17 protein-coding genes and 1 tRNA gene are annotated in these 17296 nt (G+C 62.8%); 14 read left to right on the top strand and 4 right to left on the bottom strand.

The window, feature by feature from the left end:
• Window positions 1-46 precede the first annotated feature (46 nt).
• The 5 genes from betI to betB all read left to right on the top strand — a co-directional run bounded on the left by betI (window position 47) and on the right by betB (window position 6351).
• Complete coding sequence (betI, locus tag AB4Z43_RS18855; RefSeq protein WP_064982953.1) at window positions 47-637, top strand: choline-binding transcriptional repressor BetI; 591 nt, start codon at window positions 47-49, stop codon at window positions 635-637.
• A complete protein-coding gene (gene betC / locus AB4Z43_RS18850) occupies window positions 634-2163 on the top strand; it encodes a choline-sulfatase (protein ID WP_441938710.1) in 1530 nt (509 codons plus the stop codon). Before betI ends, betC begins: the two co-directional genes overlap by 4 nt.
• Window positions 2163-3164 carry a threonine/serine dehydratase gene (locus AB4Z43_RS18845; protein WP_441938709.1) on the top strand — a complete coding sequence of 334 codons (1002 nt, stop codon included), beginning with the start codon at window positions 2163-2165 and terminating at the stop codon, window positions 3162-3164. The genes betC and AB4Z43_RS18845 overlap by 1 nt, the downstream gene beginning before the upstream one ends.
• Entirely contained in the window at window positions 3157-4809 is a 1653-nt protein-coding gene (gene betA, locus AB4Z43_RS18840) for a choline dehydrogenase (RefSeq protein WP_441938708.1), read from the top strand. Before AB4Z43_RS18845 ends, betA begins: the two co-directional genes overlap by 8 nt.
• A gap of 78 nt (window positions 4810-4887) precedes the next feature.
• Entirely contained in the window at window positions 4888-6351 is a 1464-nt protein-coding gene (gene betB / locus AB4Z43_RS18835; RefSeq protein ID WP_019857083.1) for a betaine-aldehyde dehydrogenase, read from the top strand.
• Window positions 6352-6358: 7 nt separating this feature from the next.
• Here the strand turns inward: betB and AB4Z43_RS18830 are convergent, their stop codons facing one another.
• Together AB4Z43_RS18830 and AB4Z43_RS18825 are read right to left on the bottom strand one after the other, a co-directional pair.
• Window positions 6359-8599 carry a mannose-1-phosphate guanylyltransferase/mannose-6-phosphate isomerase gene (locus tag AB4Z43_RS18830; RefSeq protein ID WP_441938707.1) on the bottom strand — a complete coding sequence of 747 codons (2241 nt, stop codon included), beginning with the start codon at window positions 8597-8599 and terminating at the stop codon, window positions 6359-6361.
• Between the two features lie 41 nt (window positions 8600-8640).
• On the bottom strand, window positions 8641-9540 hold the full coding sequence (locus AB4Z43_RS18825) for a LysR family transcriptional regulator (protein WP_202362359.1): 900 nt from the start codon (window positions 9538-9540) through the stop codon (window positions 8641-8643).
• A gap of 101 nt (window positions 9541-9641) precedes the next feature.
• Here AB4Z43_RS18825 and AB4Z43_RS18820 point away from each other — a divergent pair, with 101 nt between their 5' ends.
• The 4 genes from AB4Z43_RS18820 to AB4Z43_RS18805 all read left to right on the top strand — a co-directional run bounded on the left by AB4Z43_RS18820 (window position 9642) and on the right by AB4Z43_RS18805 (window position 12226).
• Window positions 9642-10526 (top strand): NmrA/HSCARG family protein, encoded by an 885-nt coding sequence (locus tag AB4Z43_RS18820; protein WP_441938706.1) that lies wholly within the window; start codon window positions 9642-9644, stop codon window positions 10524-10526.
• 75 nt (window positions 10527-10601) lie between these two features.
• Window positions 10602-10678: transfer RNA gene (locus AB4Z43_RS18815), tRNA-Pro, on the top strand.
• A gap of 411 nt (window positions 10679-11089) precedes the next feature.
• On the top strand, window positions 11090-11542 hold the full coding sequence (locus AB4Z43_RS18810; RefSeq protein ID WP_441938705.1) for a pyridoxamine 5'-phosphate oxidase family protein: 453 nt from the start codon (window positions 11090-11092) through the stop codon (window positions 11540-11542).
• Window positions 11543-11575: 33 nt separating this feature from the next.
• Window positions 11576-12226 (top strand): DUF6064 family protein, encoded by a 651-nt coding sequence (locus AB4Z43_RS18805; protein ID WP_441938704.1) that lies wholly within the window; start codon window positions 11576-11578, stop codon window positions 12224-12226.
• A 173-nt stretch (window positions 12227-12399) separates the two neighbouring features.
• Here the strand turns inward: AB4Z43_RS18805 and AB4Z43_RS18800 are convergent, their stop codons facing one another.
• Window positions 12400-12615 carry a hypothetical protein gene (locus AB4Z43_RS18800; protein WP_441938703.1) on the bottom strand — a complete coding sequence of 72 codons (216 nt, stop codon included), beginning with the start codon at window positions 12613-12615 and terminating at the stop codon, window positions 12400-12402.
• Between the two features lie 170 nt (window positions 12616-12785).
• Between AB4Z43_RS18800 and AB4Z43_RS18795 the strand changes: the two genes are divergently transcribed.
• The 5 genes from AB4Z43_RS18795 to AB4Z43_RS18775 all read left to right on the top strand — a co-directional run bounded on the left by AB4Z43_RS18795 (window position 12786) and on the right by AB4Z43_RS18775 (window position 15616).
• The gene (locus AB4Z43_RS18795; RefSeq protein WP_441938702.1) at window positions 12786-13292 is read left to right on the top strand and encodes a hypothetical protein; all 507 of its coding nucleotides are present in this window, start codon (window positions 12786-12788) and stop codon (window positions 13290-13292) included.
• Window positions 13293-13413: 121 nt separating this feature from the next.
• Window positions 13414-13695 (top strand): hypothetical protein, encoded by a 282-nt coding sequence (locus AB4Z43_RS18790; RefSeq protein WP_019857076.1) that lies wholly within the window; start codon window positions 13414-13416, stop codon window positions 13693-13695.
• Between the two features lie 582 nt (window positions 13696-14277).
• Window positions 14278-14505: a hypothetical protein gene (locus AB4Z43_RS18785; protein ID WP_236952102.1), complete on the top strand. Its 228-nt coding sequence runs from the start codon at window positions 14278-14280 to the stop codon at window positions 14503-14505.
• Between the two features lie 4 nt (window positions 14506-14509).
• The gene (locus AB4Z43_RS18780; RefSeq protein ID WP_441938701.1) at window positions 14510-14947 is read left to right on the top strand and encodes a hypothetical protein; all 438 of its coding nucleotides are present in this window, start codon (window positions 14510-14512) and stop codon (window positions 14945-14947) included.
• Between the two features lie 324 nt (window positions 14948-15271).
• Window positions 15272-15616, top strand: a complete 345-nt coding sequence (locus AB4Z43_RS18775) for a hypothetical protein (RefSeq protein ID WP_441938700.1) — start codon at window positions 15272-15274, stop codon at window positions 15614-15616.
• Window positions 15617-15662: 46 nt separating this feature from the next.
• Here the strand turns inward: AB4Z43_RS18775 and AB4Z43_RS18770 are convergent, their stop codons facing one another.
• Window positions 15663-17282, bottom strand: coding sequence for an ABC transporter ATP-binding protein (locus tag AB4Z43_RS18770; RefSeq protein ID WP_441938699.1), 1620 nt, complete (start codon window positions 17280-17282; stop codon window positions 15663-15665).
• Between the last annotated feature and the right edge of the window lie 14 nt (window positions 17283-17296).

Genomic DNA, 17296 nt, shown 5'->3' with positions numbered 1-17296 from the left:
TGACCCGTCAATAAAAAATAATCTCCGCGCAAAGATCGGGAACAGCATGCCAAAAGTCGGAATGGAGCCACTGCGCCGCAAGGCGCTCATCGACGCGACGATCTCGGCGATCGGCGAGCGCGGCTCGCTTGACGTGACCATGTCCGAGATCGCCGGGCGCGCCGGTGTGTCCTCGGCCCTTGCCCATCACTATTTCGGCGCCAAGGACGAATTGCTGTTCGCGACGATGCGGCACATCCTCGCCGAACTGGCCATCGACATGCGCCGCGCCCTGCAATCCGCCAAGTCCCCGCGCGAACGCGTTTCCGCCGTGGTCGCCGTCAACTTCTCCGACATCCAGTTCCAGGCCGAAACCATCGCCGCCTGGCTTGCCTTCTACGTCGAGGCGCAGAAATCATCGGCGTTGCGCCGATTGCTCAAGATCTATGCGCGGCGGCTGCATTCGAACCTGATGAGCGGGCTGACGGGCATCCTGCCCAGGGCGGAGGCCGACCGCGCCGCCGAAGCGACAGCGGCGATGATCGACGGGCTCTACATCAGGCGTGCGCTGAAGGATGGCGTGCCCAACGCCGCGACCGCGATCGCGCTGGTCGAGGACTATCTCGAAACCAAACTCGGCGAGCGGCAAAAACAGTGACAGCGAAGCGACCCAATTTCCTGATCGTCATGGTCGATCAGCTCAACGGGACCTTTTTCCCCGATGGGCCCGCGGATTTTCTGCATGCGCCAAACCTCAAAGCGCTCGCGGCGCGGTCGGCACGTTTCAGGAACAATTACACCGCCTCGCCGCTCTGCGCGCCAGGCCGCGCCTCGTTCATGAGCGGCCAGCTGCCGTCGCGCACCGAGGTCTATGACAACGCCGCCGAATTCGCCTCGTCGATCCCGACCTTTGCCCATCATCTGCGCGCCGACGGCTATCACACCGTGCTGTCGGGCAAGATGCATTTCGTCGGACCGGACCAGTTGCACGGCTTCGAGGAGCGGCTGACCACCGACATCTATCCCGCCGATTTCGGCTGGACGCCGGACTACCGCAAGCCCGGCGAGCGCATCGACTGGTGGTATCACAATCTGGGCTCGGTGACCGGCGCCGGCGTCGCCGAAATCTCGAACCAGATGGAATACGACGACGAAGTCGCCTTCCACGCGGTGCAAAAACTCTACGATTTCGCGCGCATCTCCGACGATGCGGCGCACCGGCCCTGGTGCCTGACGGTTTCCTTCACCCATCCGCACGATCCCTATGTGGCGCGGCGGCAGTACTGGGATCTCTATGGGGATTGCCCGGCGCTGGAACCCGAAGTGGGTTTCATCCCCTATGACAGCCAGGACCCGCATTCGCAGCGGCTCTACAAGGCGTCCGACTACGACAGTTTCGACATCACGGCAGAACAAATCCGCCGCTCGCGGCGCGGCTATTTCGCCAACATCTCCTATCTCGACGACAAGGTCGGCGAACTGCTGTCGGTGCTGGAACGCACGCGCATGCTCGACGACACGATCATCCTGTTCTGCTCAGACCATGGCGACATGCTCGGCGAGCGTGGCCTGTGGTTCAAGATGTGCTTCTTCGAGGGCTCGGCGCGGGTGCCGCTGATGATCGCCGGCAAGGACATTTCCGCCGGCCTGATCGAGGCGCCGGTCTCCAATCTCGACGTGACGCCGACGCTGTGCGATCTCGCCGGCATCGACATGAGTGCGATCGCGCCATGGACCGACGGCCAGTCGCTGCTGCCGCTGCTCAATGGCAAGCCGCGCACCGCGCCGGTGCTGATGGAATACGCCGCCGAGGGCTCCAACGCACCGTTGGTGGCGATCCGCGAAGGCCGCTACAAGTTCGTCCATTGCGAGATCGATCCGCCGCAACTCTATGATATCGAAGCCGACCCGCATGAATTGAGCAATCTTGCCGCCGATCCGGCACATGCCGGTCTGGTGGCGGCTTTCCTGGAAAAGCTGCGCGCACGCTGGGATATGGTGGCCTTCGATGCCGCCGTGCGCGCCAGCCAGGCGCGGCGCTGGGTGGTCTACCCGGCGCTGCGCAACGGCACGCACTACCCCTGGGAATTCCAGCCGCTGCAGAAGGCCTCGGAACGCTACATGCGCAACCACATGGATCTCAACGTGCTCGAAGAGCAAAAACGCTTTCCGCGAGGCGAATGATGGCAGGCCTTCTCGTCCCTTCGCTGGCCCATCTCAAACAGGCCTATGCCGTCACCTCCAGAGCGACGCAGATCACGCCGCTGCTGGAATCGACCGCACTGGCCAGGGAGACCGGTGCGGCCCGCGTCTTCGTCAAGGCGGAATCGCTGCAATGGGCCGGATCCTTCAAGATACGCGGCGCCTATTGGCGGCTGAAGCGGCTGTCGGCCGACGAGGCGAGGAACGGCGTCGTCGCCTATTCCTCCGGCAACTTCGCGCAAGGCCTGGCGGCCGCCGGCCAGGCACTCGGCATTCCCGTCACCATCGTCATGCCGATCGATGCGCCGGCCGCCAAGCGTGACGCGACGGCGGGCTATGGCGCGCGCGTGGTGCTGACCGATCACGGCGAGCGCGCGCGCGAAGAGGTCGCCGCCGCCAAGGCGCGCGAGATCGCGGAAACGGAAGGGCTGGCCCTGCTGCATCCCTTCGACGATCCGGAGATCGTCGCTGGCCAGGCTGGCGCCGGCCTTGAAGCGCTCGACCAGCTTGAGGCCAAGGACGCCAGCGCCGACCTGCTGTTCTGCTCGGTCGGCGGCGGCGGGCTGATCGGCGGCGTTTCGCTCGCCTTCCACTATCTGTCGCCGGCGACAGAGATCATCGGCGTCGAGCCCGAAGGTTTTGATGGCATGGGCTCGTCGCTGGCGCATGGCAGCATCGAGACCATGCCGATAGGCCCGAAGTCGATCTGCGACGGGCTGATGTCGCGACGGCCGGGCGACGCGCCGTTCGCGGCGGTCAAGACCGCAGGTGTTCGCGGCATCACCGTCGACGATCAATCGGTGCGGCGTGCCATGCGGATCGCCTTCGAGCGGATGAAGCTGGTGCTGGAGCCGTCCGGGGCTGCGTCGCTGGCGGCGCTGCTCGGCGGCAAGGTGGACGTGGCGGGTAAGACCGTCCTTGTTGTGGCTACCGGCGGCAATGTCTCGCTCGCCGATTTTATGGCGCATATGAACCATGCTTGAAGCGGATTTCGTTATCATCGGCTCCGGCTCGGCCGGCTCGGCCATGGCCTATCGCCTGTCGGAAGACGGCAAGCATTCGGTCATCGTCATCGAATACGGCGGCAGCGATATCGGGCCGCTGATCCAGATGCCGTCGGCGCTGTCGATCCCGCTCAATATGAGCCTCTACGACTGGGGTTTCGCCAGCGAGCCCGAACCGCATCTCGGCGGCCGCGTCCTTGCGACGCCGCGTGGCAAGGTGATCGGTGGCTCGTCCTCGATCAACGGCATGGTCTATGTGCGCGGCCATGCCCGCGACTTCGATCATTGGGCCGAAGAGGGTGCAACGGGTTGGGGCTTCGCCGACGTGCTCCCCTACTTCAAGCGCATGGAGGACAATGACGGCGGCGAGGACGGTTGGCGCGGACATGGCGGGCCGCTGCATGTGCAGCGCGGTTCGCGTAAAAATCCGCTCTACGGCGCCTTCGTCGAAGCCGGCCGTCAGGCCGGGTTCGAGCTGACCGACGACTACAACGGCTCCAAGCAGGAAGGTTTCGGGCCGATGGAGCAGACCATAAGCGGTGGCCGCCGCTGGTCGGCTGCGTCAGCCTATCTGAAGCCGGCGCTCAAGCGGAAAAACGTGAGTCTGGTCAAGGGCTTTGCCCGTCGGGTGATCATCGAGAATCAACGCGCCATCGGCGTCGAGATCGAGGCTCACAAACAGATTCAGGTCGTTAAGGCGCGACGTGAAGTGATCGCCGCCGCCTCGTCGATCAATTCGCCCAAAATCCTGATGCTGTCCGGCATCGGACCGGCCGAGCATTTGCGCGAAAACGGCATTGCCGTGGTCGCCGACCGCCCCGGTGTCGGCCGCAATCTACAGGACCATATGGAGCTTTATATCCAGCAGGAATCGACCAAGCCGATCACGCTGAATTCCGTGCTGAACCCGTTCTCCAAGGCACTGATCGGAGCACAGTGGCTGTTCTTCAAGTCCGGCCTCGGCGCCACCAACCATTTCGAGGCCGCCGCCTTCGTGCGCTCGCGCGCCGGCGTCGATTATCCAGACATCCAGTACCACTTCATCCCGGCGGCAGTGCGCTATGACGGCAAGGCGGCGGCGAAGTCGCACGGCTTCCAGGCCCATGTCGGGCCGATGCGGTCGAAGTCGCGCGGCGCGGTGACGCTGCGCTCGCCGGATCCGAAAGCGAAGCCGGTGATCCGCTTCAACTACATGTCGCACCCGGACGACTGGACCGAGTTCCGCCACTGCATCCGGCTGACCCGCGAAATCTTCGGCCAGTCGGCGTTCGACGCTTTTCGCGGCCAGGAAATCTCGCCGGGCAGCCATGTGCAGTCGGACGATGATCTTGACGTCTTCATCCGCGACCATGCCGAGAGCGCCTACCACCCCTGCGGCACCTGCAAGATGGGCCGCGCCGACGATGTGATGAGTGTTGTCGATCCGGAATGCCGGGTCATCGGCGTCGACGGGCTGCGGGTCGCCGATTCCTCGATTTTCCCGCGCGTCACCAACGGCAATCTCAATGCGCCGTCGATCATGACCGGCGAGAAGGCGTCCGACCACATCCTTGGCCGCACGCCGCTGGCGCCGTCCAACCAGGAGCCATGGATCAATCCGCGCTGGCAGGTGTCGGACAGATAGAGCATGATCCACCTGTCAGATTGAGCCGTCCCTAGATTGAGCCGTCCCTTTTGGGGCGCAGACATTCGGAGACTACCCATGCGCGCCCAGCCCACGGCATCGCACTATGTCAACGGACGCTACATCGACGACGAGCAAGGGGCGCCGTTGCCGGTCATCTATCCGGCCACAGGCGAGACCATCGCCATGCTGCGTTCGGCGACGCCGAATGTGCTGGAACTCGCCGTCGAGGCCGCGCGGGCCGCGCAGCCGGCCTGGGCGCGGCTGAAGCCGGTCGAGCGCGGACGCATCCTGCGCCGGGCCGCCGACATTCTGCGTGCCCGGAATGCCGATCTCGCCCGCATCGAGACGCTCGACACCGGCAAGGCGATCCAGGAAACGCTGGTGGCGGACGCACCATCGGCCGCGGACTGCCTTGAATATTTCGGCGGCGCGGTCGCCGCCTATAATGGCGAGGCCGTCGACCTTGGCGGGCCCTTCGCCTACACGCGGCGCGAGGCGCTTGGCGTCTGCGCCGGCATCGGCGCCTGGAACTATCCGATCCAGATCGCCGGCTGGAAATCCGCACCGGCGCTGGCCATGGGCAACGCCATGGTGTTCAAGCCGTCGGAAAACACGCCGCTGTCAGCGCTGGCGCTGGCCGAAATCTACAGCGAGGCCGGCCTGCCCGACGGGCTGTTCAACGTCGTGCAGGGCTATGGCGATGTTGGCGCGGGCCTTGTCGGCCACGATGTCGTCGCCAAGGTTTCGGTCACCGGCTCGGTGCCGACCGGGCGCAAGGTGCTGTCGCTTGCCGGTTCGAAGATGAAGCACGCGACGATGGAGCTCGGCGGCAAGTCGCCGCTGATCGTCTTCGACGATGCCGACATCGAAAACGCCATTGGCGGCGCCATGCTCGGCAATTTTTACTCCACCGGCCAGATCTGCTCTAACGGCACGCGGGTCTTCGTGCAGAGCGGCATTCATGACCGCTTCGTCGAGCGGCTGGTCGAGCGGACGAAGAAAATCCGCATCGGCGACCCGCTCGATCCCGAAACGCAGATGGGACCGCTGGTCTCCAAGGCACAGCATGAAAAGGTCGTCGGCTATATCGCGGTCGGCAAGCAGGATGGCGCTGTTCTGGCCTGTGGTGGCAACGTGCCTTCGCTGCAGGGTTTCCAGGGCGGCTTCTTCGTCGAACCGACGGTGTTCACCGGTGTCACCGACACGATGCGCATCGCCCGCGAGGAGATTTTCGGACCTGTCATGAGCGTGCTGAAATTCGACGGCGAGGACGAGGTGATTGACCGCGCCAACGACACCGAATTCGGCCTCGCCGCCGGTGTCTTTACCCGCGACCTGCCGCGCGCCCACCGCGTTATCGCCGAGCTGCAGGCCGGCACCTGCTGGATCAATGCCTATAATCTGACGCCGGTGGAAATCCCCTTCGGCGGCTTCAAGCAGTCCGGTATCGGCCGCGAGAATTCGCTGGCGGCGCTGGCTCTCTATTCGCAGCTGAAGTCGATTTATGTCGAGACTGGGGACGTGGCGAGCCCTTATTGAGCCGAACCTAGACCGCCTTCTTCGCCGTCCCATCCAGATACTGCGTCAGGGCGGAGACCAGATGATAGAAGATGCTGGCCGGCACGTCGGCCGCCAGCGAACGGCCGCGTTCGTCGATGCGATCGATCCAGAGGCCGAGCGGCGCCGGGTCGATGTGCCAGCGGAAAAGCCGGCCGACACGGGCTTCGATCTCGGGCTTCAGGTCGGGACCGCCTGAGCCGTCCAACGCGATCGCCGCCTTGATGGCTTCGGCCTGCGGCCAGCTGCGCGAGATCAGGTCGAGCGGCAGGCCCTGCCTGGACACGGCGCCATAGGCAAGGCCGGTGGCCCGGTTGAGGCCGTTGGCGATGGCCGAAGCGTAAAGTTTCCTGGCGAAGCCGCTCAGTTCGGCCTGGCCGCTGCGTTCGGCGAAATCGACCAGGAGCGAAGCCCATTCGAAATGATGGCCTGGCTCGGTCCAGCCCCCTTTTTCGCCGGCGGCCGGTTTCCATTCGGCATCGAAATATTCGCCGAGCGTCCAGCTCTCGGCGTCGAAGAAATGGCTGCGGAAGAGGTCGATGATGCGAGCCGCGCGGCGCAGATGGGCGCGCTCGCCGGTCGCCTGATACCAGGCGAGGAAGGCCTCCAGCAAATGCATGTGTGGGTTTGAGCGCCGCGCACCCTCTCCGTCCGATGTCTCGAGGAAGCCGGTCATGCGGCTGTCCTCGAGATGTGCGTCGAGGAAGGCAAAGGTTTCCTCACCGAGCCGCAAGGCATCGGGATTGCCCGACATATGCGCATGCGCCAGCGCCAAGAGCACGCAGGAATGATCGTAGGCGTCTTCCGTGGCGTCGGCGACAGCACCGTCGACGTTCAGCGTGCGCACCCAACCGCCGCGTTCGGTGCGGCCCTTCCCTGCCATGAAGTCGATGCCATGCGCGATCAGACGCTCGGCCGGGCCAGTCCAGCCGCGCTCCTTGGCAACCGCAAAGGCATAGACCTGACGGGCCTGCGTGCGCATGCGCTTCGGCTTCATCAGCGGGGAGCCGTCGAAGCCAAGCGCTTCATGGAAGCCGCCATGGCGCTCGTCGACGCCCGATGTCGACCACAGCGGCAAGGTTTCCTGGAACAGCCAGTGGTGCACGCGCCGCCGCCAGGCGCCGCTTTCGATGACGCGATTGTGCGCCGGGGTGAACCGGGTTTCCAGCCGGCCCGATTTCTCGAGCTGCTCGACCACCTTCTTGACATGCTGGCTGTGGCTGACCGGGGCGACGAAAGTGGCATCGGCCGTCGAAACGATGGCGACGTCCTTCATGCCGATCGCCGACAAGAGGCGCCCTTCGCTGCGGATGTAGGAGTTTTCGCAATCGATGGCGACGACATCGCCGACAATGACATTGCCCTGGTCGTCGGCAGGGCCGACATCGAGCAGCGACTGCCAGGAGCCGAGATCGTTCCAGCGGAAACCGGCGGGCACCATAGCGATGTCCCGCGCCCGCTCCATGATGGCATAGTCGATCGAATTGGACGGGATGGCCGCGTAGAGCTCGAGCGGCATATAGAGGCCGGACAGATCCGATGTCGCTGCCTTGTAAGCGGCTTCGGTCGCCTGCCAGATGTCCGGCTGGAACACAGCGAAAGCGTCGCGCATGGCAGCGGCGCGAAACAGGAAGATGCCGGTGTTCCAATAGAAGTTTCCGGCTTCGAGATAACCCTGCGCGGTCGCCAGGTCCGGCTTTTCGACGAAGCGCGAAACGTCTGATACCCCGCCCTTCTCGGCGGAGACCTCGATATAGCCATAGCCGGTTTCGGGCTGCGTCGGCTTGATGCCGAACACAACGAGCCGGCCGGCGCGCGCCGCCTCGGCGCCTGCCTCGACGCTCTGCCAGAATTGCCCTGCCGTCGATATTTCGTGATCCGACGGCACCACCAGCACCAGGCTGTCGCCGAATTCGGACAAGGTGCGCAGCGTTGCAAGGGCCACCGCCGCGGCGGTGTTGCGCCCTGTGGGCTCGAACAGCGGACCGCCGCCGGCAAGATCGAGGCCGGCGAGATCGGCATGGACGCGGTCGGCGTGACGCTCCGAAGCGATCAGGAAGATCGGAGTTTGACCGTCGGGCCTTGCCGCCAGGCGGCGCAAGGTCTTGGCCAGCATGGAGCCATCACCCGAAAAATCGTGAAACTGCTTCGGATTGTCCTCGCGCGACAATGGCCAGAGCCGCGAGCCGACGCCGCCGCTCATGACAAAACTGACGATGCGCTGACTCATTGGGGTCTCGCTGAGAAGTGGGTCGGAGGTAGCAGACATGCTTAAGCCGTGTTCGCCCGATTGGAAATCCGCTCGACCGCCAGGTCGATGAAGGCCTTAACCAGGGGTGAAAGGTGCCGGCTGCTGGGAAAGAGAACGTGCAGGCCGCCGGCCGGCGTCGTGTAGCCGTCGAGAACGCGCCGCAACCGCCCCTCGTTGATCAGCCCGTCGGCCATCGGCTGGGGCAATTGGGCGATGCCGAAACCCGCGAGCGCGGCCGCCACCACCGCCTGCATCTCATTGGCGGCGAATCGCCCGGCGACCACGACAGTTTCCTGGCCCTGTGGTCCATCCAGCACCCAATGAGCGCCTGAGACCGACGGGCCCGCGATGACGCATCGATGGCGGGCAAGATCGGCCGGGCCTTCCGGCATCCCGTAGCGTGCGAGATAGTCATGGCTGGCGCAGAGCAGCCTGTGCGTGGAACCCAGCTTGCGAGCGATGAGCGTCGAATCCTCAAGCCTTCCGGTGCGGAAGGCGAGGTCGATGCCGTCTTCGATCAGGTTGAGCTTGTCGTCGGTGAGGCGCAGCTCGACATTGGTCTTCGGGTACAGGGTCAGAAAGTCGACCACGGCGCGAATGAGGAAGTGACCGCCAAAACCAACCGGGGCCGAAATGCGGATCGTGCCCGAAGGCTCCGCCCTCGCCTCCGCAAGACGCAGGTTCGCCTCCTCGATCGTCCGCAGCCCCTGGCTGCTTTGCTCATAGTAGAGACGCCCGGCATCCGTCAGGTTGAGGCTGCGTGTGGTGCGCTGCAGCAGCCGCACACCGACCTCACGCTCGAGCGCGGCGACACGGCGGCTGACGGTTGTCTTGGGCATGGCCAGCAGGCGAGCTGCAGCGGTGAAGCTGCCGGCTTCGACGACGCGGGCAAATACGACGACATCGTTGAGATCGACCATTGTATTCATTATCGAGACAACATTTCCCAATTATAGGCAATTACGCATCAATGAGATAGAACCTAATTTTGCTCCTGACAAACCGACAAGGAGCAAATGAGATGACCAGCAAACGAAGCATTCTTGTGACCGGCGCCACAGGCCAGCAAGGCGGCGCCGTTGCGCGCGCCCTGCTGTCCAGGGGCCATCGCGTCAAGGCTCTGACGCGCAAGCCCGACAGCGATGCCGCACGGCAACTGGTCGCGGCGGGTGCCGAGGTCGTGGCCGGCGATCTTGCCGACGCAGCCTCCATCGTGCGGGCCGCAAAAGACGTCGACACCATGTTCCTGATGGGTAACAGCTACGAGGCCGGACTTGAGGAGGAGACCCGTCAGGGGATCCTTGCCGCCGATGCAGCGAAGGCCGCCGGCATCGGACACCTGATCTATTCATCCGTCGCCGACGCCGACAAGCAGACCGGAATTCCGCATTTCGAAAGCAAGTATCTGGTCGAACAACATGTCAGGCAGCTTGGCATTCCCCATACGATCAGCGCGCCGGTCGCCTTCATGGAGAACGCCGTCGCACCATGGTCGACCGGTGCGCTCAGCCAAGGCACTCTTGCCTTCGCCATGCCGCCGAAGCGTGTCCTCCAACTGGTTGCGCTGGCGGATATCGGCGCCTTCGTCGCCGCGCTCGCAGAGCGGCGGGAACAGGTGTTCGGCAAGCGCTATGACTTCGCCGGGGACGAATTGTCCGGCGAGGAGCAGGCAAAAATCCTGACCGAGGCCATCGGCCGTCCGATCCGCTATCAGGAGATCCCGATCGCTGCTGCCCGCCAGCAGAGCGAGGACGCGGCACTGATGTTCGAATGGTTCGATCGCGTGGGTTACGACGTCGATATCGCTGCCTTGCGCAGGCAATTTCCCGAGGTGCGGTGGCACGGTTTTGCCGACTGGGCGCGCGCGTTCGACTGGAGCGCCAGCGGCCTGCGCAGCGAAAGCTGATGAAATGCGACAGAAGCGCTGCCATTGCCGCTTGCAGGAATGAAGTGTGGCGGCTATAAGCCCGCCGTCTGGTCACGGAGTGTAGCGCAGCCTGGTAGCGCACCTCGTTCGGGACGAGGGGGTCGCAGGTTCAAATCCTGCCACTCCGACCAGAAAAAACAGATACTTAAATATCTGTTTCTCCCGATACCCCACAGGTTGGGATCGCGTTTCGCGCCCAGCGGGAGCGTAACCCTATTTCCTTCCTGCTCTCTGCAATGCTGCTCTGCGGTGTGCCGATCGTTCTGGACGGCGACACGATCGTGCTCGATGGGACGCGTGTCCGAATCGCCAGTATCCACGCCGTGAGATCCATCACTTCCATTGCGATGCGGAGCTGCCGCTTGGGTCAACGTCATCGCCGCCCGGCCTTACAGCCAATACCGTGCTGACGCATGATAGGTTGCGGGGCAGTTTGGTGCCGCAAGCTCATCTGCCGCGCTGGGTCTATTTGACCCGCATCAAAGCTGGCCGATCCCCGTTTGCACTACCATGGCCACGTCCTGCTGTTTTGGGGATCGACCATGGATCAGAAAATCAGAGACAAAATTCTCAATCTGTTGAGCACGCACCGTATCATGACGGTTGCCACTTTACGGCCTGACGGCTGGCCCCAGGCCACCACCGTGGGATATGTGAACGATGGCTTGACCCTCTATTTCCTGTGCGGTCTTGAGAGTCAAAAGGCCAAGAATCTGGCGAGGGACAACCGGCTTTCCCTCACGATTGACCATGACACCGCCGATCTGATGGCGATCACTGGCCTGTCGATGGCAGCCCACGCCGAACCCGTGCTGGACCGTGCCGAAGCGGAGAAGGTTCTCAGCATGTTGCCGTTGAAATACCCGGACGCCCCGCCCTTGCCGATGAAGATGCCAGGCCCGGATGAGGTTCGGATATTTCGGGTGATGCCGACGATCGTTTCGGTGCTCGACTACACCAAGGGCTTTGGACACACGGACCTTGTCGCCTACTGACGCAACGCCTTCCTGCACAGTTTGGACATGAACATGCCATTCGGTGTCGAACAGTTCTTTGCGGTCTTCACCGCTTACAACAGGGCGATCTGGCCGACCCAGATTGTCGCCTATGCCTTGGGCGCGTTTGCCGTCGGTGCGATATTGAGCGGTCGTTCTCCTGCCCGCGAAAGGATCGTTTTCGCTGTCCTGTCATTTCTGTGGGCATGGAATGGGGTGGCTTATCAGTTGCTGTTCTTTTCGCCGGTCAATCCGGTGGCAAAAGTATTTGCCGGGCTGTTCATTGCCCAGGCCGCTCTCTTCGCTATGTATGCCGTCATCGGTCCTCCAGAACTCAGATTCGAGCTTCGATCGGGCTGGCAATCAATTGCCGGCTTAGCGCTGATCCTATATTCGTCGCTCGTCTACGAAATTCTTGGGATAGCGGCCGGCCATGGCCTGATGAACGGACCGTTGTTCGGAGTGGCGCCGTGTCCAAGCACGATCTTCACGATCGGCTTGCTGTTGCTGCTTAGAGGTCGATCTGTGGTGCCGCTGTCGGTGATCCCTGTCATCTGGGCCCTGATAGGCACCGGTGCGGCGCTGATGCTTCAAGTCCGCGAAGATTTCGGCCTCGCAATAGCGGGCCTTATTCTAAGCGTCAGTCTCACTTCCGACTGGCTGCGATACCCACAATCGCGATGAGTGAAAGCTTCGCCGCCTAGCGCGCGAGCCGAGCGGGAACAAAGCTGCCGCTGTGAACAACACATGGCGGCAACCAAGGAAGCCCGGAGCAGCGCCCTCCGGTTATCGCCAACGCATTGCGGCAGGTGGGGTTGTTGAAAACGCCGACGCATTAGGCCGCTGCAGTCTGTCGGTCATCGGGAATGAATTTTCATTCGCCGCGCGGCATTCAACAACGCCGCGCCATTTGCCTCGATCCTGTCTACGAGTTCGCTGGCTTGGTCCGCGCTGATGCCTGTTTCACTGGACAGGAACCAGACGCGAAACCTCCTGTCTTCAGGTGGAAAAGGGACAATAACCTCCTTGCCATCGTTTTGCTCTTCTGCCGATAGCCGGCGGCGCTTTCGCATTGTCCGCTTCGGCGACGGAGGGTCGATGGACATAGCTGACGTCGCGCTTATCGCAGGCCGAAGAAGCTCAATATCGCTATGACGATGACCACCGCTCCGACGAGCCAAATGATATTGTTCATGATCTTTCTCCGTTGCCTGGAAAAGCCCGCGCCTGTGGTGGAGGAGCGTTGGCCGACCAGCCGTTCCCGACTGATCTTCAGGAGACCCCAAGGGATGGTGTCTCCTGCAAGGGAGAACTATTAGGCAAGCCTAATGTTCCATCGCTTGGCAAGATCGAGAAATGGCCCTGCAATTGCTTTTATATTAGCTGCGTTGCATGTTTCTCTGAGGAATGCCAGAACGCCGGTGACATCGGAGCCGATATGAAAGGACTGGTTTTCGCAGCAGCGGTATTTGGATTTGCCTGCCATTGCGCGCCCTCTCGGGCGGACGATGAGCGGTCATGCCAGATCATGGCAGCCGCAGCCCTGCTTTCCGGGAAGACCAACTGCAGAGACGGCGACATCGCCACCATCTCCGGCGTCACCACCAAAGAGGTGCCGGAAGCGATAGCCAGGTATTGCGATTTTTGGGCACAGATCGTCGTGCTGCCCGGCGCGAGCGCGTCCGATGCATCGAGCCATTTCGTCCTTTGCAAGTACCGTCAGCGAGAGGCGGCCCCTTCCCAGCCTTAGCCCATACGCTTCGTCCACTCGGTCTGCCGCAGGCGGTTCGACGGTCCTGGGATACCCGGAACCAAAGGGCCTAGCAGCAGTTATCCAACGAAGGGCTAATCAAGGTAACGGAGAAATTGCAATGAAATCAATGATCATGTGCGCTTTGGCGCTTTCCATCGGGTTGCCGGCTGTCGCTTCGGCGGCCGAAGCCGACGTGATCATCAGGACTCACCATCGCCACCACAGCAACGTCAGGATCATCAACGAGGACGGTCAGCGACTGCATCACCGCCACCATGGTACGGTGGCTTTCTACGATCACGGCCGCCGGCATCATCGCCCCGACGCCGTCGTTGTTACGAGTTCGGTCTACAAGCACCATCACCGCCGCCCCGTGGTGATCCAAAACAACGATTACTGATCGACCCAAGGCCCTGCTCGTTACAGCCGGGCCTTCTGCATGGAATCTGACATGTCGCTGGTGACCTGGCGTGCCGACACACGGCATCATCAACGGACCGTCGTGTGAATACGATGCCATTCAGCCTCTCCGAAAAAAGGTCGAGGAATCTCGCCACGTAGGCTGGAATGCCGGCTACGGCGCCTGCAGATATTTAGGGTTCGCCCGCCACGCGGACGTGGCGGGCGAACCCTATTGGCGCAGGAAGGGACGTAGCTGCGCCAATCTGCCAAATACTCGCGGATGGTCAGCCAAAGGCTATTCCAATCGCCATGAAGGTGATGGGCATGGCGAAGACCACCGCGAGCAACCAGCGCGCTTGGCCAACACTCTTGTCCATCAGCTTCCTCCCGAACGTGTAGCCGACAACGGCCACGAACGGTGGCTGTTCCAAGCAGCACCCACAGGCAGGACCATTGCATTTTGCAGCCGGACCAAAGTCCGGCTCTCTATCGGACCGAAGCCCAGCTAGGGAACGTTTTCGCTGCGACCCTGTTTCGAGTGGTTGGGCGCGGGGACGATCAAACGAGGAAGCGAAACTGGATGAACGTCACCATGTCTGGCAGTGAGGCCATACAATCCGATGTCTTGGGGGTGCGAGTAGCTGACCTCAAGGTCAGAATGCGGCAGGCCCGGATTACCATGAGCGAAATGAAGACCTTCCAAAAGGTCGCGGCCATGATGGTCGACGGACGAGGCAGAATTGACGGCGACGACTTGATCGCCGCGTCCTTCGTTGCGGACATGTCCCTGGACGAGAAAACGTTCTGAGACCATGCGGACAATCAGCAAGCTTTTTGATTCCCACGCCGAAGCCGCCCAGATTGCTGGAGAGCTGGTGGCGGTCGGTGTTCCTCGCGTTCAGGTTGCCATTATCGGGCCCTACCAGGACGAACTAACAGTCCTAAAGTCTCCAAGTGTCATCCTTTGTGCCGTCGGTGCGGCATTGGCTTGCCTGAGCGCCCTCGCGGTCTACGGCGTCAGTTCTGTTCTGGCCGGACTGCCGGCAACAGCACTGGTTTGCGCGGTCTGCGGCGGCGGTGCCGGCGGGCTGCTCGGTGCCTTCTTGACCACAGCGGCAAGGTCGGATGATCGGAGCGTTGCCGAGGGCATCGTCTTGGTGACGGCGCATGTCGATGAAAATGAAACCGGCATCGCCCAGGCTGTGCTGGGCGGTTGCGCTCCCACCGCATTCATCGCCGAAGCAGCCTGACTTTCAGGCAGGCTGAACGAACGGCGCGGCATGACGGCCGGGCGCCACAGCAGCGCGAGCCGCTGAGATCGCGCCGGGGCAAGGATCGAGGAAAGGCCGCCCCGGCGTCAACCGGGGCGGACTCTCTTCGTTTCCAGTGATTGAAATTAGACACTCGACGGACACCAACTTCAGGTGGCCGAGAACGTTCCCACATCGGCTGGCCCGGTGGTCCCACGCCCGTAGGGCTCCTTTCGCGAGCCCAATCTTTGACGAAATAATCGTCGGCTCCAGATAGTTCGGTGGATATGATGAAGCCAGTGAAACGGTGAGCCGGGTGTGGATATGAATTTGATCGCGACGACGACCTCGACCCCGGCTCTTGTGCTTGCAGTGCTTCTCGTTACCGGCTGTTCGTCGATCGGCAGGACCGCCGATCCGGCGACGTACGATAAGATGAGCTGCGCCGAGCTCAACAGCGCGCTGGGTGAGAACGCCATCGAAATCTCACAAACCGCCATCACCCGCGGCAAGGTCGCCAACACCAGTGTTCCGCGCTGGCTGCTTGGTGGTTCGCGCGTGAAGACCGCCGTCGCCAATCGTGAGACCGCCAGGATCGATCGGCTGAAACAGCGGCAGGATGCCATTGGCGCCGTGCGGGCGCGCAAATGCTCCAGGTCAGCGGGCTGAGCGAACGGACGCCGCCGTGATGATTGCCCTCACCTGAAGCGACGTCTCAGGCGCTCAGCCGAAAGCGCGTCACATCGATCGCCGCATTCATCAGCGTCTGCGTGTAGGGCGCTTGCGGGTTGCTGAAGATTGCCTCGGTCGGCCCCTCCTCGACGATCTTGCCCTGCTTCATGACGATGATGTAGTCGGCCATGGCGCGCACCACGGCGAGGTCGTGGCTGATGAACAGGTAGGACAGTTCATGGTCCGCCTGCAGCTTGCGCAGGAGTTCGACGATCTGTTTCTGCACCGAGCGGTCGAGCGCCGAGGTCGGTTCGTCCAGCACGACCATTTTGGGCTTCAGGATCATAGCGCGGGCAATGGCGATGCGCTGCCGCTGGCCGCCGGAGAATTCGTGCGGATAACGGTTGCGGGCGTTGGGATCGAGGCCGACTTCGAGCAAGGCCTCGACCGCGCGCTGGTCGCGCTGCTTGCCCGAAAGATTGGGCTCATGCACCAGCAGCCCTTCGGTGATGACTTGGCCGACGGTCATGCGCGGCGACAGTGAGCCGAACGGATCCTGGAAGACGAGTTGCATCTGGCGCCGCAGCGGCCGCATCGCCTGGCGGTCGGCGGTCGAAATGTCGCGATCGCCGAAACGGATCAAGCCATCGCTCTGCAGCAGCCGCAGCAGGGCGCGGCCAAGGGTCGATTTTCCCGAACCGGATTCGCCGACAATGCCGATGGTCTGGTTACGCTGCAGCCGGATCGAAATGTCGTCGACGGCGCGCAGCATCAGCGGCTCGCCGGCCAGAAACCCGCCGCCGATCCTGAATGTGACCTCGACATGCCTGCCTTCGAGCACCACGGGGGCATTGGCGGGCGGCGGCGCCTTGCTTCCCGTCGGCTCGGCCGCCAGCAGCATCTTGGTATAGGCGTGCTGCGGGTTGGCGAAGATCGCTCCCGCCTCGCCCTCCTCGACCACCTCGCCCTGGCGCATGACATAGACGCGGTCGGCGAAGCGCCGGACGATGCCGAGATCGTGGGTGATGAAGACGATGGCCATGCCGAGCTTGCGCTGCAATTCGGCGAGCAGCATCAGGATCTGCGCCTGAATGGTCACGTCGAGCGCCGTGGTCGGCTCGTCGGCGATCAGGATGTCGGGATCGTTGGCGAGCGCCATGGCGATCATTACCCGCTGGCGCTGGCCGCCGGACATTTCATGCGGGTAGGATTTCATCCGCCGCTCCGGATCGGGAATGTGCACCAGCCGCAAGAGCTTGAGCGCCTCTTGGCGCGCTTCGGCGGCATTCAAGCCGCGATGCCTGCGGATCGGTTCGATCAGCTGATTGCCGATCGAATAGAGCGGATCGAGCGAAGTCATCGGCTCCTGGAAGATCATGCTGATCTTGGCGCCGCGGACCTTATTCAGGTCGGATTTGCTCAGCGTCAGCAGGTTGCGGCCACGATAGTCGACGCTGCCCGTGGCCTCGCCGTTCGAGGCGAGCAGGCTCATCGCCGCCATCATGGTCTGGCTCTTGCCGGAACCGGACTCGCCGACCACGGCGACGGTCTCGCCCGCATTGACGTGGATGTTGATGCCCTTCACCGCTTCGACCGCGCCGTCGAGCGTGCGGAAGCGGACGCGCAGGTCCTTGACGCTGAGGATCGTTTCGGGAGTGGCCATGTCAGCGGTGCCCA

It is taken from the genome of Mesorhizobium sp. 2RAF45 (genome assembly GCF_052115225.1).
In the GTDB taxonomy this organism is placed as follows: domain Bacteria; phylum Pseudomonadota; class Alphaproteobacteria; order Rhizobiales; family Rhizobiaceae; genus Mesorhizobium; species Mesorhizobium jarvisii.
This window is presented reverse-complemented; position numbering and strand designations above follow the sequence as displayed.